Here is a 23,858-nt window from a genome sequence, read left to right as displayed (position 1 = left end):
TGTCTCCCGCCGGCGCCTTGGCCCGTGCGGCTAGGGTGCGCGCGCCCGCAAACGGCCGAGGCCCGCACCCGCCAGCGCCAGCCAAGCCAGCATCAGCACGCTGCCACCCATCGGCGTCACGAAACGGCCGCCGCTCCACCAGCCCAACGCCAGACCATAGATCGAGCCGCTGAACAGCAGCGTCCCGAGCAGGCCCAGCCAGAACGCCGCCCTGAGCCACCGGCTCTCCGGGGCGTGGAGCGCGAGCGCCGCCAGCAGGGCTGCGTGCAGCCCGTGGATCTGCCAGCCGCTCTGGAACGGCACGGCTGCCGCCGCCGCGGCTCCGGATGGCAGCGCATGGGCACCGATGGCGCCCATCGCCACCATGGCCAAGCCGTTCAGGCCGGCCAGGATCAGCATCAGCCCCGTCATGCCGGGCCGGACTTCCGCCTAGAACGCACTGATGCTCACTTCCTTACTGGTGATGAATTCCAGCAGCACCGGCACGCCGTTCTTGGTCTGCTCGATGCCGCGCTTGATCGCGGGGATGATCTCGTCCGGCGAAGTCACCCGCTCGCCATAGCCGCCGAAGGCGCGGGCCATCGCCGCATAGTCGCCGGAAATGTCGGTCGAGCGGTATTTCTCGGTCGACTGCTGCATGATGTGCAGTTCGATCGCCATGGAGAAATTGTTCAGCAGAATGGAGAGGATCGGAATGCGCTCGCGCACCGCGGTCTCGAAGTCCATGCCGGTAAAGCCGATGGCGGCATCGCCCCAGACATTGATGCAGAGCGCATCCGGCCGGTAGAGCTTGGCGCCCATGGCCAGACCCAGACCATAGCCGAGCTGGGTGGTCTTGCCCCAGCCGATATAGGTCAAGGGCTTGGTGCTCTTCCAGAAGGGCGAGAGCTGGTCGCGCGGGCTGCCGGCGTCGTGGGTGATGATGGTGTTGTCCTTCTCCACCGTCTGCTGCAAATCCCAGAGCACGCGGTAGGGGTTCAACGGCGTCTCGTTCGAGGTCAGCTTCGGCAGCCATTCGGCGAGCCAGCCTTCCTCCACGCCCTTGATCTCGGCGGCCACGTCCTTCGGGTCGCGCGCCGCCGGCGCCTTGGCCTTCACCGCCTCCAGCAGGGCTTGCAAGGTCAATTTGGCATCGCCCACCAGGCCGATCTCGCAGGCGATGTCCTTGTTCAGGTCCATGTGGTCGAGCGTGGCATGGATGTAGCGTTTGCCCTTGGGCATTTTCACGCCGAAGCTGGTCTCGGTGAACGAGCAGCCGATGCCGAAAATCAGGTCGGCATTCTGCAGGAAATGGTGCAGCGCCTTCGGGATCGCCCGGCCGCCGGAGCCGAGCGCCAGCGGATGATCCTCCGGAAACGCGCTCTTGCCTTGCAGGCTGGTGCAGACCGGCAGCGCCAGATGCTCCGCCAGCGCCTTGACCTCGTCCCAGGCTTCGGCATAGTGCACGCCCTGGCCGACATAGAGCACCGGCCGCGCAGCCCCCATCAGCGCCTCGGCCGCGCGGGCCACATCCACCGGGTCGGGGCCGGAGCGGGTGCGCAGCACCGGGGTGTAGTCCAGCTCGCCCTCGATCTCCTCGAACATGGTGTCGGTCGGGATCTCGACGATCACCGGCGCGCCGCGGCCGTTTTTCAGCCGGGTGAAGGCGCGGCGCATGATGTTGCAGAGCTCGCCCGCCGCCATGATCGGCTCGACCGACTTGGCGATGTCGCGCATGGACTGGGTCGCGCTGTAATTCGGATGAATGTGGGCGATGCGGCGGGCATAGCCGCCCGGCAGCACCAGGATCGGCACGCTCTCGCCATAGGCCTGGGCGATGCCGCCATAGGCGTTTTCCGTGCCGGGGCCGTGCTGCATGGCGAAGGCGCCGATGGTCTTGCCACTGGAGAGCCGGCTGATCGCATCGGCCATGTGCAGGCCGACCCGCTCCTGGCGCACGATGATCGGCCGGATGTCGGCGCGGGCCGCGTACTCGATCACATGGTTCACCGGATAGGCGAGCAGGTTCTCGACGCCCTCCCGCTTCATGATCTCGCAAATGGCTTCAACGACTTTCATCGGGGCGTTCCTCGGCTTTGGGATGGTGCGATCACATTACGGGTAGGATAGGACAGCATCCATCATAACGCCAACCAGTCGTTCGCGCGCCGGCTGCACCGCGACCCGCGCGTTCGGCCGGTCGATGCGGCTGCCGCGGAAATCGCAGACGGTCATGCCGCGGGTGAAGCGCCCGGCCAGTTCCACCTCCACCCGGGTCTCGCGATAGACCATGGCGTCGGCGTCCAGCAGCGGGATCAGGGCGCAGGCGTCGTGCATGGGCGCATGGGTCAGGCCGGTGCTGTGGGTCTGGCGGTCCATATAGAAGCTCAGCAGGTCGGCGATGACGCCGGCGGTGCGGCGGCCGCTGCCGCGCAGGATCTCGATGTCAGTGGCGTCGATGCCGACGGTGCGGGTCACGTCCACGCCCACCATGCGCAGCGGCCAGCCGGCGGCGAACACCGCGGCCAGCGCCTCCGGGTCGCAATAGGCGTTGAACTCGGCGGCGGGCGTCATGTTGCCGCCGCCGCCCGAGCCGCCCATCACCGTTACCTCCCGCACCCAGTCCGCAAGGCGCGGCTCGCGGCGCAAGGCGAGCGCGATGTTGGTGGCGGGCCCGATCACGGCGAGCACCAGTTCGCCTTGGTGGGCACGCGCGGTCTCGATAATGACGTCGATGGCGTGGTCCGGCACGGGCTTCAGCGCCGGTTCCGGCAGGTCGTGGCCGTCCAGGCCGCTTTGGCCGTGCACATGCGCGGCGTTGTGCGCCGGCCCCACCAGCGGCGAGGCCGCGCCTTTCGCCACCGGCACGCCGTCGATGCCGGCCAGTTCCAGCACCGCCAGCGCGTTGCGGGTGGTGTTGTCCAGCCCGGAATTGCCGTGCACGGTGGTGATCGCCTTCAGGTCGAAATGCCGGTGGCCGACCAGAATGGCGACGGCGTCGTCATGGCCCGGATCGCAGTCGATCAACAGCGCCTGCCGGCCAGGGCCCGCAACTCCAGCCTCACCCATCGCTCGTCTCCCGCAAGGCGGCCCGCAGCGCTATTGCGCGGCCCGCCGGCGCGTCGCAGGCTGTCCGCCAACCACGCCCGAGGAGGATACTATGGCCGACCATCTGTTGATAGACGTTGCCGACGGCATCGGCACGCTGACCCTGAACCGCCCGGACAAGCTGAACGCCTTCACCGCCGACATGCTGTTCGGCCTGGTCGATGCCCTGGACGATTTCGAAGCCCGTGACGACGTGCAGGTGGCGATCCTGACCGGCGCCGGCCGCGCCTTCTGCTCCGGTGGCGATATCGGCGGCATGGGAGAGGGCCAGGAAGACCGCCCCCATGCGACCAAGGAGCGGATCTGGCGCCAGATCCAGGCCTTCCCCAAACGGGTGGCCCGGTTCGAGAAGCCGATCCTGTGCGCGGTCAACGGCGCGGCGGTGGGCGGCGGCATGGACCTGGCGCTGGCCTGCGATATCCGCGTCGCCGGCGCCAGCGCCCGCTTTGCCGAGACCTATGGCAAGATCGGCCTCGCCCCCGGCGGTGGCGGCGCCTATTTCCTGCCGCGACTGGTCGGCCAGGCGCAGGCGCTCGAACTGCTCTGGACCGCCGACTTCGTCGACGCCGAGCAGGCCAAGGCCATCGGCCTCGTCAACCATGTCTGGCCGGATGCCGACCTGATGGCCGAGACGGTGAAACTCGCCCGGCGCATCGCCGCCCAGCCGCCGCTCTCGATCAAGCTGATCAAGCGGCTGGTGGCCCAGGGCCTGCGCAGCGACATGGACACCGCGTTCGATCTGGTCAGCAGCCACATCGCCATCCTGCGCGCCGGCCCCGACCACAAGGAAGCCATCGCCGCCTTCAAGGAAAAGCGGAAAGGCACCTATCAAGGGTATTAAGCTATTTAGCATAATATCCCCTCGATACGGGCCTGCGGCCCTACTCGGGGTGAAGCAAGGGAGGCGAAGTAAGGAAGAAGACACGGAACAACTGCCGCCGCTGCCCCAGTCACTTCATCCCGAGTAGGCGCGAACGCGCCGTATCGAGGGACGCCACCCTACCCCCTCGATACGGGCCTGCGGCCCCACTCGGGGTGAAGCGTGGGAGGGGGTCGAGGCCGCGGCTTTCGGCGGGCGCTCAAACCACCGCCATTCCCACTCACCCCTCCCGCACCGGCTTGCCGGTCAGGCTCGCCCGTTCGGACAGTTCGATCCAGTTGCCGTCAGGGTCGCGCACGAAGCTGTAGCGCACCTGGCCGATGGTCCGGGGCGCCATCCCGACCTCGACGCCCTGGCGCTCCAGCGCCGCGGTGAGGCCGTCGCAGTCGAAAATCTGCACCGTCATGTAGCGCAGCCCCCGCTCGCGCCAGCCGGCCCGGGCCGGTGCCGGCCCCTCCGCCGCAACGATGCGGCTCTCGCCCAGGCGAAAGGCGTGCGGCCCGTCCGGCTTCAGCCCCAGCCGCTCGCCATAAAACCGGGCAAAGGCGTCGGTGTCGGCGGTGACCGCGCGCAGGGTCAGGTCCGCGCCCGGCACGCGCCGCACGACGATGGGCGTGCCGTCCGGCGTTTGCAGGTCCGCGTCCTCGTCGCCCGCCAGCAGCAGCGCGCGATAGCCGCCGACCGGCGCCGCCGCCAGCGGCGTGCGCGTGTGGTTCACTTTCAGGATCGAGTCGCCCTGGCGCCAGCGGTGCTGGTGAAAACCGCCGCCCAGCTTGGCCAGATGGTCGTAGGCCAGGCCCAACCGCCCCTCCCAGAGCGCGCGGAAACCGTCGAGGTCGTTGGTGGCGAAGCCCACATCGAAGGCAGGCTTGGCAAAGGCGATGGCGGCCGTGGCGGCCATGACGGGTTCTCCCGGTAACGGAACACAGCACCGCCACGCTAGCCCGCCGCCGCGCCGCGCGCTAGCATCCCGGACAAAGACCAACCGCCTTATTCGGAGGAAATCGCGCCATGGCCCCGCTCGACACCGCCGCCGGCCTGACCGTCACGCCCATCGCCTATGCCCTCGGCGCCGTGATCGAGGGCGTGGACATCAACCAGGCACCGTCGGCCGATTGCGTCGCCGCCATCCGCGCGGTCTGGAACGAGCACCATGTCATCGTCTTCCGCGGCCAGCGCTTCGAGGCCGCGGGCATGCTGCGCTTCGCCCAGGCGTTCGGCGCGCTCGACGACCACGCCGCCACGCCCTTCTACCGGCTGGAGGACTATCCGCAACTGTTGCAGATCACCAACCGGCCAATCGGCGGCAAGCCGTCGGAGACGCGCAACACCGGCCGCAACTGGCATTCCGACTATTCCTACACCGACCATCCCGCCGCCGCCTCCATGCTGTTCTGCGTCGAGCGGCCGCCGGTGGGCGGCGACACCATGTTCTGCAACATGGTCCGGGCCTATGAGAGCCTGTCGCCGCCGCTCCGCGCCTTCCTGGACGAGCTGGACGTGGTCTACGATGTCAGCCTTACCGCCGGCATCAACGAGCGCGACCCGGCCCAGACTGCGGAGGTGCGCCGCCTGAACCCGCCCATCGCCCACCCGGCGGTGCGCGTCCATCCGGACAGCGGCCGCCGCGCGCTCTATGTCAGCGAGCGGTCCTCCCACTTCCACGGCATGACGGCCGCGGAAAGCCGGCCGCTGATCGACTATCTCTGCGCCCACGCCACGCGCGCCGAGAATGTCTACCGCCATGTCTGGCGGCCGGGCGACCTGGTCTGCTGGGACAACCGGACCACCATGCACGTGGCCCTCACGGACTTCGACCAGACCCAGCCGCGGCACATGCTGCGCGCGACGCTGCTGGGCGAGAAGTCCGGCTTCGTCGTGACCTGACTCACCGTATCGCGCGGGGCGGCGCCATCGCGGCCGCCGACGCGCGGCGACACGTCCCGCGCCGGTTCGTCCACTCCCGCGGCGGCGGCCTCCGCCCCACGTGTACGGCCGACGGGCCAGAGCCCGCTTGCCAGAGCCCGCCCAGAGCCCGCTTGCATGTCCGACGCCCGGAGGTCCTCCCCCATGGGGTTCATCGCCCTTGCCTATCTGCCCGTCCTCGCCCTGCTGGCCTGGAGCGCCCGCCGCGGCGACCTGGTCGAGCGCGTGCTGTTCGTCGTCAACCTGCTGGCGCTATGGGCGAGCGCGATCTGGCTGATCGGCTATCCGGCCCTGATCGTGCCTGCGCTCTGTGCCGCCGGTGGCTTCCTGGTCTTCCTGGTGTTTGCCACGGCGGGCGACGGCATCTTTACCCGGCGCCGCCCCACCTGAGGCAAACTCCCCCGGGCCGCTCGCCGGCCGGATAGGCGGAGACCCGGCGGCGCGGATGTGCCAGACTGGCGGGGCACGGCATGCTTTCGCCGCGCCGCTGCCTCCCCTGCCCGAGGATCCGCCGCATGAGCACCACCCCCACCCGCCAGGACCTCCGCCGCCAGGGCCATGGCGTGCGCGATGCGCTCGGCCTGCCTCCGCCCGCGCCCGACCTGCTGCCCGGCTTCGGCGATTTCCTGGCCGAGGTCGCCTATGGCGCCATCTGGGACCGGCCGCATCTCTCCAAGCCCGACCGCATGCTCTGCACGCTCGCGGTTTGCAGCCCCTATCTGCGGCCGCAACTGGCGGGGCTGATCGACTCGGCGTTGGAGATCGGCGTCGCCCCGCTTGCCCTGCTGGAAGTGTTCCTGCAGGCCGGCCTCTATGGCGGCTTCGTCACCACCGAGGCCGCGGTCGAGGTGGCGCGCGAGGTGTTCGCCGCCCGGGGCGTGCCGGTGCCGGACGCGCCGCCGCGCGAGGACGACAACGCGGCGCTCGACGCCCGCGGCCAGGCCATCATGGCCAAGCTGCACGGCGCGCGCGCCGGCGGCGGCTATGCGGCCCCCGGCAACCCGATCACCGGCCAGCTCTATCCCGCCGCCATCCGCTATGGCTATGGCGAGCTCTGGGACCGCCCCGGCCTCGACCACCGCCAGCGCATGCTGGTCGCCATCGCCGCCTTCACCGGCCTGGGGCTGGAAAGCCAGTTGCGCAAATTCGCCCAGTCGGCGCTGCATATCGGGCTCTCGCAGGACGAGGTGATCGAGGCGGTGATCCAGACCGGCCCCTATAGCGGCTTCCCCCGCGCCCTCAACGGCCTCGCCATCCTGACCGAGGTGTTCCCGAAGGACTGAGCCTCCCCGGACTGGCGGAGCCGCCCGTGTTCCCCGGAGGGGCGGAGCCGCCCCTGTTCCCCGGAGGGGGCGGAGCCGCCATCCGGGGCCGCTGTATCTCGCGAACACCGGCGAGGGCGGTGTTCGCACGAAGACGCCGATCCCGGCCCGCCGCTCCGCAACGGCCGGGAAACACCACAACGCTCAAGCCAACCAGGCAGTCCCCGGGCGGCGGACCGCGGATTGACTTGCGCGCGCGAACCGGCGATTTCTTGGAAAATGCGCCATTTTACCTATGAGAGAGGACCCGCCCCATGAAGATCGCCAAGGCCGAAGCCATCTGGGTCCGCGTGCCGGTGACCCATGACGGCCCTCCCTCCGGCTTCGGCGGCACCATCTGGAGCGATGTCTCCACCCTGCTGATCCGGATCGAGACCGAGGCGGGGCTGGTGGGCTGGGGCGAGGCGTTCGGCCACAACGCCATCCCCGCCACCAAGGCCGCGTTCGAGCACCAGATCGCGCCGCTGCTGATCGGCCGCGACGCCGGCGCGATCCAGCCGCTCATGACCGAGTTGCAGAAGGTCTGCCACACATTCGGCCGCTATGGCCAAACCCTGTTCGCCTTTTCCGGCGTCGACACCGCCCTTTGGGACCTGGCCGGCAAGGCCGCCGGCCTGCCGCTCTACCGGCTCTTGGGCGGCGCCGCCCGCGACCGGGTGCCGGCCTATGCCAGCCTGCTGCGCTATGGCGACCCGGACGTGGTGCACGATCTCTGCGCCAAGGCGGTGGCGGAAGGCTACACCGCCATCAAGCTGCACGAGCGCACCGCCGAGGCGGTGGCGGCGGCCCGCGACGGCGGCGGCGACGGCTTCGACCTGATGGTCGACGTCAACTGCCCCTGGACCGTGCGCGAGGCGGAGCAGATGGCCTGGGCGTTCGAGCCCAACGACCTGTTCTGGCTGGAAGAGCCGGTCTGGCCGCCGGAGAATTTCAACGGCCTGGCCGAGGTCCGCGGCACCGCGCCCATGCCCATCGCCGCCGGCGAAAACGCCTCCACCATCTGGGAGTTCGCCCAGATGCTGCGCACCGGCGCGGTCGATTTCGCCCAGCCGAGCGTCGCCAAGGTCGGCGGCGTCACCGAGATGCTGAAAGTGTTGCGGCTCTGCGAGAGCCACAATGTCGGTTTCGCGCCGCACTCGCCCTATTTCGGGCCGGGCTTCCTCGCCACCCTGCACGTGGTGGCCCAGACCGGCAATCCGATCGAATACCTCTATTGCCGCCCGGAACCGGCGCTCTACCCGATCTTCCCGCCGAAAGACGGCGCCTTCGCCCTGCCGGACGGCCCCGGCCTCGGCATCGAGCCCGACTCGGACGTGATCCGAGACTTCCGGGTCTAGGAAGGTTTCTCCCAGGGAGGGGCGAAGCCGGGCGCCTGTACCCCGGAGGGGGCGGAGCCGCCATCCGGGGCCGGTGTCATCCTTCGAACACTGCAAGCGTCCGTGTTCGCGAGATATAGCGGCCCCGGATCGGCGCTCCGCACCGTCCGGGGAACAGGCGGCCGCCCGGCCCTTATCCTCGCCGCTTCGCCGCCGCCTCCACCAGGTCCGCCAGATCGGGCCGGCCCTCGGCGCGGAGGCCGGCCGCGGTGCCCTCGCGGTCGGCGGGCGGCCGGTTCTGGCTCATCTTCCACTTGCCCTCGACCCGCGTCGGCGCAATCGCGATACCGATGATCGCCTTGCACATCATGGCGATGAAATCGTCCGGCGCATCGCCGAGACCCCAGGGCTCCGCCCGCCCGGCCTCGTGCCGCGCGGTCAGCGCCGCCAGATGCGGGCGCAGCGCCGCCTCGCCCTCGAACGGCGTCGCCCGGCCATAGGCATGGATGGCGACATAGTTCCAGGTCGGCACCGCCTTGCCGCCGCTCGCCGCCTTCGAGGGATAATGGGAGGGCGAGACATAGCCCTCCGCACCCTGGAAGATCAGCAGCACCTCGCCACCCGCCGCGAGAACATCCGCATGCGGGTTGGCGCGGGCCAGGTGGCAGCGCACAAGGCCCCAGGGTGCCGGGCCGGCCGCCAGTTCCACGGGCACATGGCTGGCGATCAGGCCCTCCGGCCCCTGGCTCACCAGGGTCGCGGCCGCCTGCCGCCGCATCTCCGCCAGCAGCGTCTCGGCATCGTCCTCGCGGAACTGGTTCGGAACATACATGGCGCAAGCGCTCCCGCTGTCATACCCTCGTCGTCACCGTCCGCTCTCCTTAGGGGACCCGCAAGGATTTGACCATGATCATCGCGCAGATCAGCGACAGCCATATCGAGGCGCCCGGCGTCCTCACCTACGGCACGTTCGACGCCGCCGCCTCGCTCGCCCGCGTGGTCGAGGCGCTGAACGCCTGCGACCCGCAGCCGGACCTGGTGATCCACACCGGCGACCTCGTCCATCACGGCGACGCGGCGCAATACCCGCCGGCGCGCGAGATCCTGGCCGGGCTGAAGGCGCCGCTGGTCGCCATTCCCGGCAATCACGACAGCCGCGAGGGCTTCGCCGCCGCCTTTGCCGATGCGCCCTGGCTGCCGGCCGGCGGCCCGTTCCTGCACTTCACGGTCGAGGATGCGGGCCCGCTCCGCCTGGTCTGCCTCGACACCGTGGTCCCGGGCCAGCCCTATGGCGCGCTCTGCGCCGACCGCCTCGCCTGGCTGGAGGCGCAACTGGCGGCCGCGCCGGAGCGGCCGACCGTGGTCGCCTGCCACCACCCGCCCTTCGCCACCGGCCTGACCGGCACCACCAAGGTCGGCCTGGACCGGGGTGGGCCCGAGTTCGCCGCCATCCTCTCGCGCCATCCCCAGGTGCAGCGGCTGATCTGCGGCCACTCGCACCGGCCGATTGTCGGCACATTCGGCGGCCGGCCGGTCTGGGTCGCACCCGCCACCTGCTACCAGTTCGAAGCCGGCTTCAGCGCCGTCAACACCCTGGCCCTGACCCGCGAGCCGCCGGGCTATTCGCTGCACCGCTGGCTGGACGACCCGGTCCAGGGCCCGAGCCTTGCCAGCCACCACATTCCGGTCGGCGATTTCGGCCGGCCCATGGTGTTGCTGAAAGACGGCAAGCGCGTCTGACCGGGTCGACCTCGGCAACGGTTGGCGGCTGCTCTCGCGGCAACGCAGCGTTGAGCCCAGGCACGATCGCGCCTACATTCAGTGAAGCTCGAAAGGCCACCACCAAAATGCCGGACGCTTTTGTCCTCCCTCCCGACCTGCAAGCCCTGGTCGATGACGCGATCGCCAGCGGCGATTATAGCGACCCTGAAGCGGTCTTGCGGGATGCGTTCGGGCTCTGGCAGGATCAGCGTGCCTTACTGCGACTTTCGCCGAACGCACTGCCTGCTGCTGCCGAGGCGGCAATCGGTCGTTTGTGGGACGAAGGCATGACCAGCGGGCAGAGTTTGGAAGGCGAGGCCGTTCTCCTGGAACTGCGGGAGCGTTTCGGCTCAAAGGCCAACTGATGGCCCTCCGGTTTTCGCCTGCGGCCCGGGCGGACCTGATCGGCATCGGCGATTACATTGCGGCCCGCAATCCCGATGCCGCCGCGCGCTTTACGGAAGCCTTGGATCGGCGCTGCCGGCAATTGGCCCGACGGCCGTTTCTCGGTGTCGCGCGACCGGAAATCCGTCCCGATCTGCGGCTGTTGACCTTCCGCTCCTATCTTATTTTGTATCGCGTCACCGGACCGGATGTGGAAATCGTTCGCGTCGTTCACGGCGCGCGCCATTTGCCGGGTATGTTCGAACCGGATTGACACCCCTATGCCGGCGCCCGGTTGGCCGCCAGCGCCGCCGCATAGCTCGGCCGCTCGCGCACCCGCTCGCGATAGGCGAGCCAGGCCTCCGGCAGCGGGCAGTCATAGCGCTCGGCCCAGTCCAGCACCGTGGTCATGCAGATATCGGCGCCGGTGAACGCCTCGCCGGTCAAATAGCGGCGCCCATCCGCCAGGTCCGCCGCGCTCGCCCGGATCATCTTGTCGAAATAGGCCCGTGCCGCCCGGCACGCGACCGGTGCGGCGCCATAGATCTCTGGCAGCCCCTCGTGCCGGCGCAGCACATAGAGGGCGGTGGCGTCCAGCTCCATCGCCACGAAGGACAGCCATTCGAAATACTTCGCCCGCATCGGCTGCGCCGTCGGGATCAGCGAGCGCTCCGGCGTGCCATAGGTCTCGGCCAGATAGGTGACGATGGCGGCGCTTTCGGTCAGCACCAAGTCGCCGTCCCGGAAGGTGGGGATTTTCCGCCTGGGGTTCAGCCGACCGTATTCCGGCGTCTCGGTCTCGCCGCTGCGCGACTGGATCGGCACGCTGCGATAGGCCAGGCCCAGCTCGATCAGCGCCCAGTGCACCCGCAGCGCGCGGGACGAGACCGCGCCCCACAGCACCCTCTCCCCCATGGGACCCAAGCCTCAGGCCAGATGCCGGGTGCCGGCGGCGCGCTTGCGCACGCCGTCGGCCTCGCGCGCCAGCCGCTTGGCGATGCGGTCGGCGGCAAAGCCGGTCTGGGCCAGCGCGATGCCCTGGTCGAACACCTCGCCATAATGCTGGATCAGGTCGCCGCGCAGGTGAAAGCAGCTCATGCCCTCGAAGGCGACGCGCTTGCCCTCGGCGGTGGCGAGCTTGCTCTCATAGCTGAACAGCCAGTGGGCATAGCCGATCTCGCCCTGAATCACCGGCTCGCGCATGTCCCAGCGGAACGCGCGGGCGTCGCGCCAGAAATGATTCTCCAGCATGTCGGCGATGGCGTCGCGGCCCTGGAAAGCGCCATAGAAGGTGTCGTGATAGATGCCGTCGTCGGTGAACAACCGGGCCAGCGCCTGGCCGTCCCCGGCCTCGACGGCATCGGTGAACCGGTTCAAAAGGTCGATGAAGCTCATACGGCGGCTCCTTCCACGTGTTTCGGCGGCAGATACAGCTTGACCGCCATGATGGCCGCCGGCAAGGCCGCAATGAAGAAGCCCAGCGTCGGGTCGCCGGTCGCCTCCAGCAGCAGGGCATAGAGCATGGGATAGCTCATCATGCCGGCGCCGGCGCAGGCCAGCGCCGCGCCCGTCACCGGCCCGACGCGGCCTGCGGGTGCCAGCCGCGCGATCTCGGCCATCATCAGGCCGTGCCAGCTGAGCGCGCTGATGCAATAAAGGATGGCGACGGCGGCAATCGCCAGGTCGCTCCACTCGCGCCGGACCAGGCCCATGCCCACCGCCGCCACCACCATCACCGCCGCCAGATAGGCGATGACCCGGCGCGCCGGCATCAGCGCGCTGCCGACCCAGCCCCACAGGATACGCGCGACGATGGCCGTGGTCATGGCAACGGAGAAGATATGGTTCGCGCCTTCCAGCGACCGGCCCATATTCTCGGAGATGTAGGTGACGAAATACGAGCCGAACAGCCCTTGCAGGCCGACAAAGCAGAACATGCCAAGCGCCAGGTCGCGCAGGCTCGGCGTGCCCAGCACCTGCCGGATATTCTGCCAGATGAAGCCCGGTTTCAGCGACTGGGCCGGGTTGCGGTCGGTGTCGAAGCGCTCGCGGATCGGCTGCAGCAGGATCGCAAACGCGATCATCGCCACGCCGCAGGCGACGAAGGCGCCGCGCCAGCCGATCCAGCCCAGCAACAGCGGCACGGCAATGCCGGCCATCAGGCCGCCCACCGGCACGCCGGTCTGCTTCACGCTGAAGATCAGCGGCGCGTATTTCGGCGGGCTGTAGCGCGCCAGCAGGTGCGAACTCGCCGGCGTCGACACCGAGGAGGCAAGGCCGGTCAGCGCCGCCGCGGCGACAAACACCGGCAGCGCGCCGAAATAGCCGAGCATCAGCGCCAGCCCCATGAACACCAGCGAGGCCTGGCTCATCCGCACCGCGCCGAAGCGCAGGATGAAGCCGCCGCACGACAGCTGCCCCATGCTGGAGAAGAAGTAGAGCACGCCGGTGTAGAAGCCGATCAGGTGCGGGTCGATGTTCAGGTCGGCCGCCACCGCCGGCGCCATGTTCGGCAGCACCAGCGCAGCGAAATACGCGAACGCCTGCTGGATCAGCATGGCGGAAATCACGATCAGAAGGGGCGCAGACATCGGCCTCGCTTAGGGATTGACGGGAGAGGGGCGCGGCACCGACCGCAACAGCATGATGCCCGTGATCAGCGTCGGCGCCGCGGCGACATAGAAGCCCAGGTCGTAGTCGCCGGTCGCGGCCACGATGGCACCGAATGCGCCCGGCAGCACCAGCAGGCCCGAAAAGCAGCAGAACAGCACGCCCGCGGTCGCGACGCTGGCATTGCCGGCCGGCGCCAGGCGCGCCACCTCGGCCAGGTGGACGCCGTTCCAGCTCACCGTCGTCGCTCCCATCAGCAGGCCGGCGCCGATGATCCAGAGCCGCGAACTCTCCGGCCCCAGCAGGATGATGCCGAATGTCGCCGCCACCATGGCCCAGGACAGGAAGGCCAGCAGCGGCCGCGACGGCAGCACCCGGCCCGCCAGCGCGCCCCAGAAAATGCGGCCGGCGATGGCGATGGCGCTGGCCCAGGCCAGCATCTCGCCCGCCTCGGCAAAGGGTCGGGCCGCGTCGTGCACCAGATAGGCCACGTAATAAGACGTGAACGTCACCTGCAAGCCGCTGAAGGCGAAGCCGGCGAAGGCCAGTTCCGCCATGTTGCGGCTGCCGACCGCGGTCCGGAGCGCCAGACCCACGTCGGCCAGGGACAGGCGCCGGTTCGGCTGCCGGTCGTCGTCATAGGCCCGGTGCGCCGGCCACAGCGCCAGCGCCAGCGCCCAGCAGGCGAGCGCGCCCGCCAGCAATCCCGACTGCCAGCCGCCGACGGCGACGGCGAAGGGCAGGAACAGGCCGGCCAGCATGCCGCCGAACGGCACGCCGGTCTGCTTGATCGAGAACACCAGAGGTGCGGCCTGTGGCGTCGCAAACCGCGCCAGGATGTGGCTGGAGGCCGGCGTCGAAGGCCCCATCCCCAGGCCCAGGCACATGGCCGCCACCGGAAACAGCCAGAGCCAGCCGAGCCCGCACAGCAGCAGCCCCAGCCCGGCCATGGCCAGCGCGAACTGGCTCATGCGGAAGGCGCCAAAGCGCAGGATCACGCCGCCGCTCGCCACCGAGGTGGCGATGCCGCAGCCATAGAGCACGCTGGTGAAGACACCCAACAGGCCGGGGTTGACGCCGAACGCTTCCGAAATCGGCGGCACCAGCACCGGCACGGAATTGCTGGCAAAGGTGATCAGCATCTGCTGCACCAGCATCGCGCCGGAGACGACGACCAGCGGGTTCATGGTCGGACCCAGACCCGGTGCCGGTGTTCGCGAGCGCGACCGGTCCCGGCTCCCGCCTCCGGCGCGGCCGGGAAACACCTCACTCCAAGGATCGGTGTATCCCGGTGGGGGCGGAGCCGCCATCCGGGGCCGGTGTCATGCTTCGAACACCGTCCCCTCGGGAGTTCGCGGCCGTCAAGCACGGCCCGCGCGTCACCAGCCCTGGCCATAGGTGCTGGGCACCACCTCTTTCGCCGTCGCCTCGCGCCGGCCGAGCCAGTAGGCCTGCTGGTCCGGCACCGTCGCCAGATGGTTCTCGAAGCCCAGCTTGCGCGCCGCGTCCATCGGCCAGTTCGGGTTGTACAGAATCTCGCGCGCCAGCGCGATGATGTCCGCCTGCCCCTTCTCCAGGATTTCCTCCGCCTGCTCGGCGTGCACGATCAGGCCGACCGCCATGGTCAGCATGTCCGCCTCGCGCCGGATGGTGTCGGAATAGGGCACCTGATAGCCGTAGGACGGGGCGAACTCGGTCGGGCTGCCCTGCATGCCGCCGCCGGAACAGTCGATCACGTCGACGCCCAGCGTCTTGACGATCTTCGCGAGCCGCACGCTCGCCGCCAGGTCCCAGCCGGCCCGGTCCTCGCACGAGAGGCGCAGGAACAGCGGCTTGTCGTCCGGCCAGTGGGCGCGCACGCTCTCCACCACCTCGGTGCAGAAGCGCATGCGGTTGGCTTCCGAGCCGCCGTACTCGTCGTTGCGCAGATTGGCGACGGGGCTCAGGAACTGGTGGATCAGATAGCCGTGGGCGCCGTGGATCTCGAACACGTCGAAGCCGCATTCGTTCGCCCGGCGCGCCGCCTGGCCCCACATCCCGACCAGGTCCTTGACCTCCTGGTTGGTGAGCGCGCGCGGCGTCGGATCTTTCGGGCTGGCCGGCTCGGCGCTGGGCGCCACCAGCTCCCAACTGTCCCAATAGGCCCGGTCGACGCCGGGATTCTCCAGCAGCGGCGCCCCGCCCTCCCAGGGGCGATAGCGCTTGGCCTTGCGGCCGGAATGGCCGATCTGGATCGCGGCGACGCTGTCATGGGCCTTGATGAAGTCGGCGAGGCGCTTCACGCCCGGAATGAACTTGTCGTCCCAGAGCGCCAGATCGCCGACCGTGCCGCAGCCGCGGCGATCGCACTTGGTGCTCTCGACGAAGGTCAAGCCGGCACCGCCGGCGGCGAACCGGCCGATATTCATCAGGTGCCAGTCGGTGGCGAAGCCGTGGTCGGCGGCGTACTGGTGCATCGGCGCGACGCAGACGCGGTTTTTCATGGTGACGCCGCGAATGGTCAGCGGCTCGAACAGCTTGGGCGAGGCCATGGGGCGAATGTCCTTGGGAATAACGCGAAATGTGGCCGCCACCATAGCCCCGGATTTCGGGGATGGCGAGACGGAGCGGATGATGGCGTCGGCGCGCCAATCGCGGCCCCGCCCTTCGATGCGCGCTCTGGCGAGCGCCACTCGGGGCGAGACTATATCTTTCCTTTCACCCTGAGGAGCGGCAATGCCGCGTCTCGAAGGGCCGGCTCAGCGCCTTCCCCTCACAGGCTCCGCGCCACGATCAGGCGCATGATCTCGGACGATCCCGCATAGATGCGGTTCACACGGCTGTCGGCATAGAGTTTCGTGATCGGATATTCCGCCATGAAACCATAGCCGCCGTGCAATTGCAGGCACTCGTCGGTGGCGCGGCCCTGCAATTCGCTGCAATAGAGCTTGGCGGCCGCGCCCATTTCCTGGGTCAGCGTGCCGTCGGCCTGGGCGGCGAGGCATTTCTCGACAAAGGCGCGGGCGACCAGGCATTCGGTGCGGATGTCGGCCAGCTTGAACTGGGTGTTCTGGAAGTCGAACACCTTCTGCCCGAACGCCTCGCGCTCGCGGGTATAGGCGACGGTCCAGGCCAAGGCCGCCTCCGCCGCGGCCAGCCCCTGGATCGCGGCTTGCAGGCGTTCGCGCGGCAATTGCTCCATCAGATAGCGGAAGCCCTGGTTTTCCTCGCCCAGCCGGTTGGCAACCGGCACCCGCACCTGGTCGAAGAACAGTTCGGACGTGTCCTGCGCCTTCATGCCCAGCTTGTCGAGATTGCGGCCGCGGGCGAAGCCGGGCCGGTCGGTCTCGACCAGGATCAGGCTGGTGCCCTTGGCGCCCTTGTCCGGGTCGGTCTTGCAGACGACGATCACCACGTCGGCGTGCTGGCCGTTGGTGATGAAGGTCTTCTGGCCGGTGATGACATAGTCGTCGCCGTCGCACACCGCGCGGGTCTTCACCCCTTGCAGGTCGCTGCCCGCCGCCGGCTCGCTCATGGCGATGGCGGCGATCGCCTCGCCCCTGGCCATGGCCGGCAGCCAGCGCCGTTTCTGCGCCTCGCTGCCGTAATGTTCGATATAAGGCGCGCAGATGTCGTTGTGCAGCGCCATGCCCAGCGCTGCGCCGGCGGCGTTGGCCTGCATCACCTCCTCGCAGAACACGGCGCAGAAGCCGAAATCCGCGCCGGCGCCGCCATAGTCCTCCGCCGTGGTCGGCAGCAGCAGGCCCAGCTCGGCCGCCTTGGTCCAGAGCGCGCGCGGCACGATGCCGGCCTTCTCCCATTCGGCCTGAAACGGCACCACCTCCTCGGCCAGGAAGCGGCGGCAGGTCTCGCGGAACAGGTCGTGCTCGGTGGTGTAGACGGGGTTCGACGGCATGGGCGGGGTTTCCTGAGCGTGCGGATCTTTGCGCCAGCCTAGCACGCTTTCCCACCCACCGGTCGAGAGGCCGGAGGCCGGGGGCGCGCCCCGAACAATCCATTTGGTCGCACCCCGCGCATGTGATAGTATTCACCCCGCTCCTACTTGGTTGGGCAAGAGCATTGAAGAAATGGAATGGAGGCGATTATGTCCGCATTTGAAACCGCCCAGAAATTCTTCCAGGCCTGCGAGGCCCCGCAAGGCTGGGACGGCTGCAAGTCCTATGTGGCCGACGGCGCGGGCTTCTCCTGCCAGGCCGGCGCCCTGGCAGGGGTCACCACGCTGCGAGACTATTGCGAATGGATGAAGGGCCTGGCGGCCGGCCCGCTGCCGGATTGCACCTACACGCTGCACGCCAAGTCCTGGGACCCGGATACGAACACCGCTACCTTCGTGGCGACCTTCCACGCCACCCACACCGGCGAGGGCGGCCCGGTCCCGCCCACCAACAAGTCGTTCGACACCGACTATGTCTACGCCATCCGCATGAACGGCGACGGCAAGGTCGCGTCCATGACCAAGGTCTGGAACGACGCCCACGCCCTCGCCCAACTGGGCTGGACCTGACCCCGCGCCCGGCCAGCGGCGGCGGACGGCAAGGCCCGCCCCTCCCGAGCAGGACTCGCGACCGATGAGTGACAGCGACAAGGTGTTTTCGGGCTCGATCCCGGAAATCTACGACACCTATCTGGTGCCGCTCATCTTCGAGCACTACGCCGCCGATCTGGCTCGCAGGGTCGCCGTGCACGCGCCGGCCAGCGTCCTGGAAACCGCGGCGGGCAGCGGCGTCGTCACCAGGGCGCTGGCGCCGCTGCTGGCCACGACCGCCGCCTACACCGTCACCGACCTGAACCAGCCGATGCTTGCCCGGGCGCAAGCGCGCCAGCCGGCCGACGACCGCCTGGCCTGGCAGCAGGCCGATGCGCTGGCGCTGCCGTTTGGGGACCAGGCCTTCGACGCGGTCTGCTGCCAGTTCGGCGTGATGTTCTTCCCCGACCGCGTTGCCGGCTACCGCGAGGCCCGGCGCGTGTTGAAGCCGGGCGGCCGCTTCCTGTTCAATGTCTGGGACCGGATCGAGGAAAACGTGTTCGCCGATGTCGTCACGGCGGCCGCGGCCACGATCTTCCCGCATGATCCGTCCCGCTTCCTGGCGCGCACCCCGCACGGCCACCACGACGCCGACCGCATCGCCGCCGACCTCCGCGCCGCCGGCTTCGCGGATATCGCGGTCGAAACGGTCGCGGCCGTGAGCAGCGCCGCCTCGCATCGCGATCCCGCCATCGCCTACTGCCAGGGCACGCCGCTGCGGAACGAGATCGAACACCGCGATCCGGGCGCGCTGGAGGCGGTTACCGACACCGCGGCCGACGCGATCCGCAACCGCTTCGGCAGCGGGCCGGTTTCGGCCAAGATCCAGGCCTATGTCGTCGGCGCCACCCGGCCCGCCTGACCGTGGGATTCAATCCACGGCCAGCCGCCAGGCCTTGCCGTCGGTCTTGAGATAGCCGGCGGTGGGCGTGTGGAAGTGGGTGCCGATCACCAGGGTCAGCGTGTCGGCCAGGCGCTTGTACATGTCCACCCGCGTCGCATAGCCCTGGGCCACGTCCCAGTCCGGCGCGCTCGGCCATTCCGGATGGGCGAACTGGCAGGGATGGTGCAGGAAGTCGCCGGTGATCAGCGCGCTCTGGCCCTCGCTCTCGATCATGACGCTGTGATGGCCGGGCGTGTGCCCCGGCGTCGGCACCAGCCGCACCTCGGTGCAGACCACATGGTCCTGGGTCACCAGCGTCTGCAGGCCGGCGTCGACGATGGGCAGCACCGAGTCGGTCATCACCTGTTGCTGGCCGTCGCGGTCGTGGGCCATCCAGTGGTTGAACTCCTTCTCGCCGAACAGGTATTCGGCGTTCGGGAAGGTCGGGACCCATTTCGCCCCGTCCCATTTGGTGTTCCAGCCCACATGGTCGATGTGCAGATGGGTGCAGAGCACCGTGTCCACGCTCTCCGCCGGATAGCCGGCGGCGGCCAGGTCGGCCAGATAGGCGGTCTGGAGCTTGTTCCAGGCCGGGACCGAGCGCTCCTTGTCGTTGCCGACGCAGGTGTCGACGACGATGGTCTTGGTCGGCGTCTCCACGATCAGCGAGTGGATCGCGCCGCGCAACCGCCCGTCGGCGCTGGCGAAATGCGGATAGAGCCAGCCGATCTCCTGCACCTTGTCCCGGGTCGCGTCCGGGATGATGCGCGACATGCCGCCGGTCGCCTCGATCTCGACGATCCGGGTGATTTTCACGGCGCCGATGCGCCAGACTTCGCCGACCATGGGGTTCCTCATTTGGCGTTTGTGCTAGGGTTGGGGCTGAGTATATCGGCTGGGCGCCGGCGCGCCATGGCCGATTTCGGACCCGCTCGCTGCCGGAGGCCCGCCCCGCCATGGCCGACATCGTCAACCTCAATCGTGCCCGCAAGGCCAAAGCGCGGGCGGAGAAAGCCGCCGCAAGCGCCGCCAACCGCCGCAAATTCGGGCGCACCAAGGCGGAGAAAGCCCACGACCGGGCCGAGACCGAGCGGGTCCGCACGCTGCTGGACGGCGCCCGGCGCGACGACGACGGCACTACCGGCCCGGCGGACCAGTGACCGGTCGCCAACCGCCCGCCCCATCCGTTAGACTGGCCGGCCAACGCCACACCCGAACCCGACAAGGATCATCCCCAATGCGCATCGCCTATATCGGCATCGGCCAGATGGGCGCCGGCATGGCGCTTTGCCTGCAACGCGCCGGCTTCGACGTCATCGGCCACGATGTCAGCCCCGCCAGCCGCGATGCGGCCGCCGCGGACGGGCTCGCCGTCACCGACGACCTGCAAGCGGCGGTCGACGGCGCGGACTTCCTGCTCTCCAGCCTGCCGAATTCCGCCATCGTGCGCGCGGCCTGGTTGGGCGAGGCCGGCATTCTCGCCTGCAACCCCAAGGCCGGGGCGATCTGCATCGACTTCAGCACCATCGACGCCCAGACCATGGTCGATGTCGGCACCGCCTGCCGCGCCCGCGGCCTGGGCGTGATCGACGCGCCGGTCAGCGGCGGCCCGCAGGAGGCGGCGGACGGAAGTCTGGTGCTGCTGCTGGGCGGCTCCGACGCCGATCTCGCCCGCGCCAAGCCGCTGTTCGACGCCTTGGGCTCGGCACAACTGCCCACCGGCGATGTCGGCACCGCCAAGACGGTCAAGCTGGTCAACAACGTCATGTCCATGGGCAATGTCCTGGTTGCGGCCGAGGCGTTCGCGCTGGGCGAGGCCGCGGGCGTCGACCCGGAAGTGCTGTTCGCCACCCTCTCCCAGAGCGGCGGCCGCTCGCACCATTTCCTGAAGCGCTGGCCGAATGCGCTGCAATCCAACTGGGCGCCGGGGTTCAAGATGGAGCTGGGCGAAAAGGACGTGGCGCTGGCCATCGACGTGGCGCGCAGCCTGCGCCAGCCCATGCCCGTGGCCTCGCTGGTGCGCGAGATGATGACCACGGCGCTTGCCGGCGGCTATGAGGGGCACGACGTGGTGGCGATGCTGGACCTGTACCGCAAGCTAAACAAATCGGGCGGCCGGAACTGATCCGGCCGCACCTTTCACTCCCTAGACAAGTTGTTCCAAAATGACGCAGCCCGTACCTCGGCAGGCAATTCCGACAATGACTGTAACATATGCAATATAATTTTCATATTTATTGTAAATATGCATTTATGCATGATATTATTTGATAATTTGAATGTAAAATAAAATTTATTGCGCGGCCACCCGGCAAAATCGATTTACCATACCTGGCCACCGACTCCCTTTACCATGTTATTGTATTCTTTTCGACTAATCCTGTAGGATCGTTGCGCCCACATACATCGAATAGTATGGGTTGTCTGTCCGCCACGGTCTTCAACCACGGCGCAAGACAATACAGGAGTGAGACAATGCGTTTACTGACAGCCGCTGCCATCGCAGCGTTTTCGCTCGCAGCCCTCCCGGCGCATGCCCTGGTGATCGACGATTTCAACGACGGCACCAGCTTCAACGTCGTCCCCGGCAATCCGGGCCCGACCAATGTGGCATCGGTGTCGGCGATCGGTGGCAGCCGCACCATGTTTGTCGAGGCGACCAGCTCCGACGGAACCACCCTGGCGTCGACCGGGTCCACGCTGGACCACGGCCAGACCACACAAGGCCCCGGCTCCTCGTCCGTGACCTGGGATGCCAACGGCGTTGGCCTGGGCGGCATCGACCTGACCGATGGCGGCGCGGCGACCCAGGTCCGCATCACCGTCCTGTCGATTGACGTCGGCAATGTCGACCTGGCCCTGGAGGTGACCGACACGGGCGCCCAGATGTCGACCCTGGCGCTCACCGGCCTGAATGTGGGCACGTTCGGCTTCGATTTCGCCAGCTTCGTCGGCACCGCCGACCTGACGGCGGTGGACTCGATCAAGCTGATCATCGCCGCCGGCACCAATTCCGACGTTTCGCTCGATCTCGTCGAAACCAACCGCCGGGTGTCCGAGCCGGGCATGCTCGCGCTGGCGGGCGCCGGCCTGATCGGCGGCGCCATCGTCACCCGCCGCCGCCGCCAATAGGCCCATCCGTTACGTCGCTTGCTCCCTCGGGCGACGGAAACTTGGCAGCAGCCCTCACGGTCGAGGGCTGCTTTTTTTTGCCGCGCCGGTCGGCTGGACAGGCGGCCGGCCATCGCAGTAAGGGTTAAGGGGCGCGGAGAGTCACTCTCGGCGGCTTCGCCACCGTCCACAGGAGCACCGCCATGCAGAAGCCGGTCATCATCGCGATCGTGGTCGCCGCGGCCATCATCGCGACGTTCGTCTTCGGCTCCCTGTTCCAGGAAAAGCACGAAGGGCCGCTCGAAAACCTGGGCGAGAAACTCGATCAGAAGCTGAACTGACGGAGGCACCGCCCGAGAGGCAAGGACCCCTGGGCGTTCGTATCCCCTCAGGCGGTTTTGTCCTCTCAGGCGTTCTTGATCGTCAGCCCGGCATCGACCGGCAGCACCACGCCGTTGATATAGCTCGCCGCCGGCAGCACCAGGCTGAGCGTGCCGTGCGCCACCTCCTCCGGGTCGGCATAGCGGGCGATGGGGATGCGGCGGCGGGCGAATTTCTGTTTCGCTTCCTCCGGGTATTTCTCGGTCATGCCGGTGCGGATGGCGCCGGGGCAGATGCAGTTGACCGTGATCCCCTCCTTGCCCAGTTCCACCGCCAGCGAGCGGGTCAGGCCGATCACCGCGTGCTTGGTGCTGGTGTAAGGGCTGATCGACGGCGTCGCGCCCAGCCCCTCGGTCGAGGCGATGTTGACCACCCGGCCGCCGCTCTCGCAGCGGCGCAGCCAGGGCAGCGCCGCCCGGATCGTGTGGGTGTGCGCGGTAATGTTCACCGCCACCGCCCGCTGCCAGCGTTCCTCATAGTCCTCGGCGTCGATCGGGCAGTGCACGGAAACCCCGGCATTGTTCACCAGGATGTCGAGCCCGCCGAAGCGGTCCGCCACCGCGGCCACCACCCGGCCGACCGCAGCCCGGTCCGCCACGTCCAGGGTCCAGGCCTCGGCCGAGCCGCCGGCCTCGCGGATCGCCGCGGCGGTGGCCTCCGCCGTCTCGCCATTGACGTCGCAGCAGGCGACATGGGCGCCCTCGTCCGCGAACAGATAGGATGTCGCCCGCCCCATACCGGAGCCGGCCCCGGTGACCAGCGCCACCTTGCCGGCAATCGAACGGGAAAGTTTGCTCAAACGTGCCATGATCCGTGTCTCCTTTCAGGCCGTCGCCGCGCCGTCGACCGGCAGGGCGGCACCGCTCACATAGGCTGCCTCGTCCGATACCAGGAACAGCGCCGCATTGGCGATATCCTCCGGCCTAGCCGCCCGTCCGGTGGGGTTGGCGGCGGCATATTGGGCGACCAGGCCTTCCTTGTCCTGCCCGGCGGTGGATTGCTGATCCGGCCGGGCAACGAACACCCGCAGCATCGGCGTGTCGGTCGGGCCGGGGCACACCGCGTTGACGCGGATATTCTCCGCCGCATAGCGCTTGGCGAGCGAGCGCACCAGGCCGACCACGCCGAATTTGGCCGCCGAATAGACCGGGCTGAACGGCGAGCCGCGCAGCCCGCTGGTGGAGGCGGTGAACAGCAGCGATCCTCCGCCGCGGGCGCGCAATTCCGGCAGCGCCGCCTCGGTCGTCACCAGCACGCTGCGCAGGTTCAGGTCCACGGCCAGTTCGAAATCCGCCATGTCCAGCCCCTCGATGGCGGCCGGGCCCGGATGGCCCACATGGTTCCAGACGAAGTCGAGGCCGCCGAACCGCGCCGCCGTCTCCCGGACGATGCGGCGCGCATTGGCGTCGTCGCGCAGGTCGCAGGCGATGCCCAGCGCCTGGCCGCCCGCGGCCTCGATCTCGGCCACCACCGCCCGGACGGCCTCCGGGTCCAGGTCGACGACGCCGACGGCCGCCCCTTCCCGGGCAAAGCGGACGGCCCCGGCCCGGCCCATGCCGGAGCCGGCAGCGGTGACAAGGCCGATCTTGTTGGCAAGACGCATGAATGGGGTTTCCTCTGTTTCGGTGTCTTGGTTGTGGGTCAGAGCTTAACCAAAGCCGGCCGAACCCCC

The 23,858-nt window shown here is 68.7% G+C and carries 28 protein-coding genes; 14 read left to right on the top strand and 14 right to left on the bottom strand.

All coding sequences use genetic code 11. The features are described 5' to 3' along the window. Positions 1–30: 30 nt before the first annotated feature. From H6844_03240 to H6844_03230, 3 genes are read right to left on the bottom strand one after another with little or no spacing between them, the layout of a single operon-like run. Positions 31–411, bottom strand: a complete 381-nt coding sequence (locus tag H6844_03240) for a DUF423 domain-containing protein (GenBank protein MCB9928415.1) — start codon at positions 409–411, stop codon at positions 31–33. An 18-nt stretch (positions 412–429) separates the two neighbouring features. Next, positions 430–2,058: a thiamine pyrophosphate-requiring protein gene (locus tag H6844_03235; GenBank protein ID MCB9928414.1), complete on the bottom strand. Its 1,629-nt coding sequence runs from the start codon at positions 2,056–2,058 to the stop codon at positions 430–432. A 36-nt stretch (positions 2,059–2,094) separates the two neighbouring features. Beyond that, the gene (locus H6844_03230; GenBank protein MCB9928413.1) at positions 2,095–3,048 is read right to left on the bottom strand and encodes a nucleoside hydrolase; all 954 of its coding nucleotides are present in this window, start codon (positions 3,046–3,048) and stop codon (positions 2,095–2,097) included. Positions 3,049–3,139: 91 nt separating this feature from the next. Between H6844_03230 and H6844_03225 the strand changes: the two genes are divergently transcribed. Continuing rightward, positions 3,140–3,928 carry an enoyl-CoA hydratase/isomerase family protein gene (locus tag H6844_03225; protein ID MCB9928412.1) on the top strand — a complete coding sequence of 263 codons (789 nt, stop codon included), beginning with the start codon at positions 3,140–3,142 and terminating at the stop codon, positions 3,926–3,928. Between the two features lie 259 nt (positions 3,929–4,187). Here the strand turns inward: H6844_03225 and H6844_03220 are convergent, their stop codons facing one another. Continuing rightward, positions 4,188–4,868 (bottom strand): VOC family protein, encoded by a 681-nt coding sequence (locus tag H6844_03220; GenBank protein MCB9928411.1) that lies wholly within the window; start codon positions 4,866–4,868, stop codon positions 4,188–4,190. A 110-nt stretch (positions 4,869–4,978) separates the two neighbouring features. Between H6844_03220 and H6844_03215 the strand changes: the two genes are divergently transcribed. From H6844_03215 to H6844_03200, 4 genes are all read left to right on the top strand, one after another. Further along, a complete protein-coding gene (locus tag H6844_03215) occupies positions 4,979–5,854 on the top strand; it encodes a TauD/TfdA family dioxygenase (protein ID MCB9928410.1) in 876 nt (291 codons plus the stop codon). Positions 5,855–6,037: 183 nt separating this feature from the next. Further along, positions 6,038–6,283 carry a hypothetical protein gene (locus tag H6844_03210; GenBank protein ID MCB9928409.1) on the top strand — a complete coding sequence of 82 codons (246 nt, stop codon included), beginning with the start codon at positions 6,038–6,040 and terminating at the stop codon, positions 6,281–6,283. Between the two features lie 125 nt (positions 6,284–6,408). Continuing rightward, positions 6,409–7,176, top strand: a complete 768-nt coding sequence (locus tag H6844_03205; protein ID MCB9928408.1) for a carboxymuconolactone decarboxylase family protein — start codon at positions 6,409–6,411, stop codon at positions 7,174–7,176. 293 nt (positions 7,177–7,469) lie between these two features. Further along, entirely contained in the window at positions 7,470–8,552 is a 1,083-nt protein-coding gene (locus H6844_03200; GenBank protein MCB9928407.1) for a mandelate racemase/muconate lactonizing enzyme family protein, read from the top strand. 172 nt (positions 8,553–8,724) lie between these two features. Here the strand turns inward: H6844_03200 and H6844_03195 are convergent, their stop codons facing one another. Then, the gene (locus H6844_03195; protein MCB9928406.1) at positions 8,725–9,363 is read right to left on the bottom strand and encodes an FMN-binding negative transcriptional regulator; all 639 of its coding nucleotides are present in this window, start codon (positions 9,361–9,363) and stop codon (positions 8,725–8,727) included. Positions 9,364–9,437: 74 nt separating this feature from the next. On the opposite strand from H6844_03195, the gene H6844_03190 reads away from it, so the two are divergent. The 3 genes from H6844_03190 to H6844_03180 all read left to right on the top strand — a co-directional run bounded on the left by H6844_03190 (position 9,438) and on the right by H6844_03180 (position 10,950). After that, entirely contained in the window at positions 9,438–10,271 is an 834-nt protein-coding gene (locus H6844_03190; protein MCB9928405.1) for a phosphodiesterase, read from the top strand. A 107-nt stretch (positions 10,272–10,378) separates the two neighbouring features. Beyond that, positions 10,379–10,657, top strand: coding sequence for a hypothetical protein (locus H6844_03185; GenBank protein ID MCB9928404.1), 279 nt, complete (start codon positions 10,379–10,381; stop codon positions 10,655–10,657). Next, the gene (locus H6844_03180; GenBank protein ID MCB9928403.1) at positions 10,657–10,950 is read left to right on the top strand and encodes a type II toxin-antitoxin system RelE/ParE family toxin; all 294 of its coding nucleotides are present in this window, start codon (positions 10,657–10,659) and stop codon (positions 10,948–10,950) included. Before H6844_03185 ends, H6844_03180 begins: the two co-directional genes overlap by 1 nt. 5 nt (positions 10,951–10,955) lie before the next feature. Here the strand turns inward: H6844_03180 and H6844_03175 are convergent, their stop codons facing one another. The 6 genes from H6844_03175 to H6844_03150 all read right to left on the bottom strand — a co-directional run bounded on the left by H6844_03175 (position 10,956) and on the right by H6844_03150 (position 17,181). Then, on the bottom strand, positions 10,956–11,591 hold the full coding sequence (locus H6844_03175) for a glutathione S-transferase family protein (GenBank protein MCB9928402.1): 636 nt from the start codon (positions 11,589–11,591) through the stop codon (positions 10,956–10,958). Between the two features lie 12 nt (positions 11,592–11,603). Continuing rightward, positions 11,604–12,071 carry a nuclear transport factor 2 family protein gene (locus tag H6844_03170; protein MCB9928401.1) on the bottom strand — a complete coding sequence of 156 codons (468 nt, stop codon included), beginning with the start codon at positions 12,069–12,071 and terminating at the stop codon, positions 11,604–11,606. Continuing rightward, a complete protein-coding gene (locus tag H6844_03165) occupies positions 12,068–13,267 on the bottom strand; it encodes an MFS transporter (protein ID MCB9928400.1) in 1,200 nt (399 codons plus the stop codon). Before H6844_03165 ends, H6844_03170 begins: the two co-directional genes overlap by 4 nt. A 9-nt stretch (positions 13,268–13,276) precedes the next feature. After that, entirely contained in the window at positions 13,277–14,473 is a 1,197-nt protein-coding gene (locus H6844_03160; GenBank protein ID MCB9928399.1) for an MFS transporter, read from the bottom strand. Positions 14,474–14,665: 192 nt separating this feature from the next. Then, positions 14,666–15,862 (bottom strand): NADH:flavin oxidoreductase/NADH oxidase, encoded by a 1,197-nt coding sequence (locus H6844_03155; GenBank protein MCB9928398.1) that lies wholly within the window; start codon positions 15,860–15,862, stop codon positions 14,666–14,668. A 176-nt stretch (positions 15,863–16,038) separates the two neighbouring features. After that, entirely contained in the window at positions 16,039–17,181 is a 1,143-nt protein-coding gene (locus tag H6844_03150; protein ID MCB9928397.1) for an acyl-CoA dehydrogenase family protein, read from the bottom strand. A 189-nt stretch (positions 17,182–17,370) separates the two neighbouring features. Here H6844_03150 and H6844_03145 point away from each other — a divergent pair, with 189 nt between their 5' ends. Continuing rightward, positions 17,371–17,790: an ester cyclase gene (locus H6844_03145; GenBank protein MCB9928396.1), complete on the top strand. Its 420-nt coding sequence runs from the start codon at positions 17,371–17,373 to the stop codon at positions 17,788–17,790. A gap of 64 nt (positions 17,791–17,854) precedes the next feature. Beyond that, positions 17,855–18,673, top strand: coding sequence for a class I SAM-dependent methyltransferase (locus H6844_03140; protein MCB9928395.1), 819 nt, complete (start codon positions 17,855–17,857; stop codon positions 18,671–18,673). A 9-nt stretch (positions 18,674–18,682) separates the two neighbouring features. Here H6844_03140 and H6844_03135 read toward each other — a convergent pair whose 3' ends face one another. After that, positions 18,683–19,540: an MBL fold metallo-hydrolase gene (locus H6844_03135; GenBank protein MCB9928394.1), complete on the bottom strand. Its 858-nt coding sequence runs from the start codon at positions 19,538–19,540 to the stop codon at positions 18,683–18,685. Positions 19,541–19,650: 110 nt separating this feature from the next. On the opposite strand from H6844_03135, the gene H6844_03130 reads away from it, so the two are divergent. The 4 genes from H6844_03130 (at position 19,651) to H6844_03115 (ending at position 22,146) form a co-directional block, all read left to right on the top strand. Next, positions 19,651–19,854, top strand: coding sequence for a DUF4169 family protein (locus tag H6844_03130; protein ID MCB9928393.1), 204 nt, complete (start codon positions 19,651–19,653; stop codon positions 19,852–19,854). A gap of 77 nt (positions 19,855–19,931) precedes the next feature. Next, positions 19,932–20,819: an NAD(P)-dependent oxidoreductase gene (locus H6844_03125; protein MCB9928392.1), complete on the top strand. Its 888-nt coding sequence runs from the start codon at positions 19,932–19,934 to the stop codon at positions 20,817–20,819. A gap of 350 nt (positions 20,820–21,169) precedes the next feature. Beyond that, positions 21,170–21,826 carry a hypothetical protein gene (locus H6844_03120; protein ID MCB9928391.1) on the top strand — a complete coding sequence of 219 codons (657 nt, stop codon included), beginning with the start codon at positions 21,170–21,172 and terminating at the stop codon, positions 21,824–21,826. A 182-nt stretch (positions 21,827–22,008) separates the two neighbouring features. Beyond that, positions 22,009–22,146, top strand: coding sequence for a hypothetical protein (locus H6844_03115; GenBank protein ID MCB9928390.1), 138 nt, complete (start codon positions 22,009–22,011; stop codon positions 22,144–22,146). A 65-nt stretch (positions 22,147–22,211) separates the two neighbouring features. On the opposite strand, the gene H6844_03110 is transcribed toward H6844_03115, so the two are convergent. Further along, positions 22,212–22,994: an SDR family oxidoreductase gene (locus tag H6844_03110; GenBank protein MCB9928389.1), complete on the bottom strand. Its 783-nt coding sequence runs from the start codon at positions 22,992–22,994 to the stop codon at positions 22,212–22,214. A gap of 15 nt (positions 22,995–23,009) precedes the next feature. Beyond that, positions 23,010–23,789, bottom strand: a complete 780-nt coding sequence (locus tag H6844_03105; protein MCB9928388.1) for an SDR family oxidoreductase — start codon at positions 23,787–23,789, stop codon at positions 23,010–23,012. Positions 23,790–23,858 lie beyond the last annotated feature (69 nt).

The organism is Alphaproteobacteria bacterium (assembly GCA_020638555.1).
Taxonomy (GTDB): Bacteria; Pseudomonadota; Alphaproteobacteria; order Bin95; family Bin95; genus JACKII01.
This window is presented reverse-complemented; position numbering and strand designations above follow the sequence as displayed.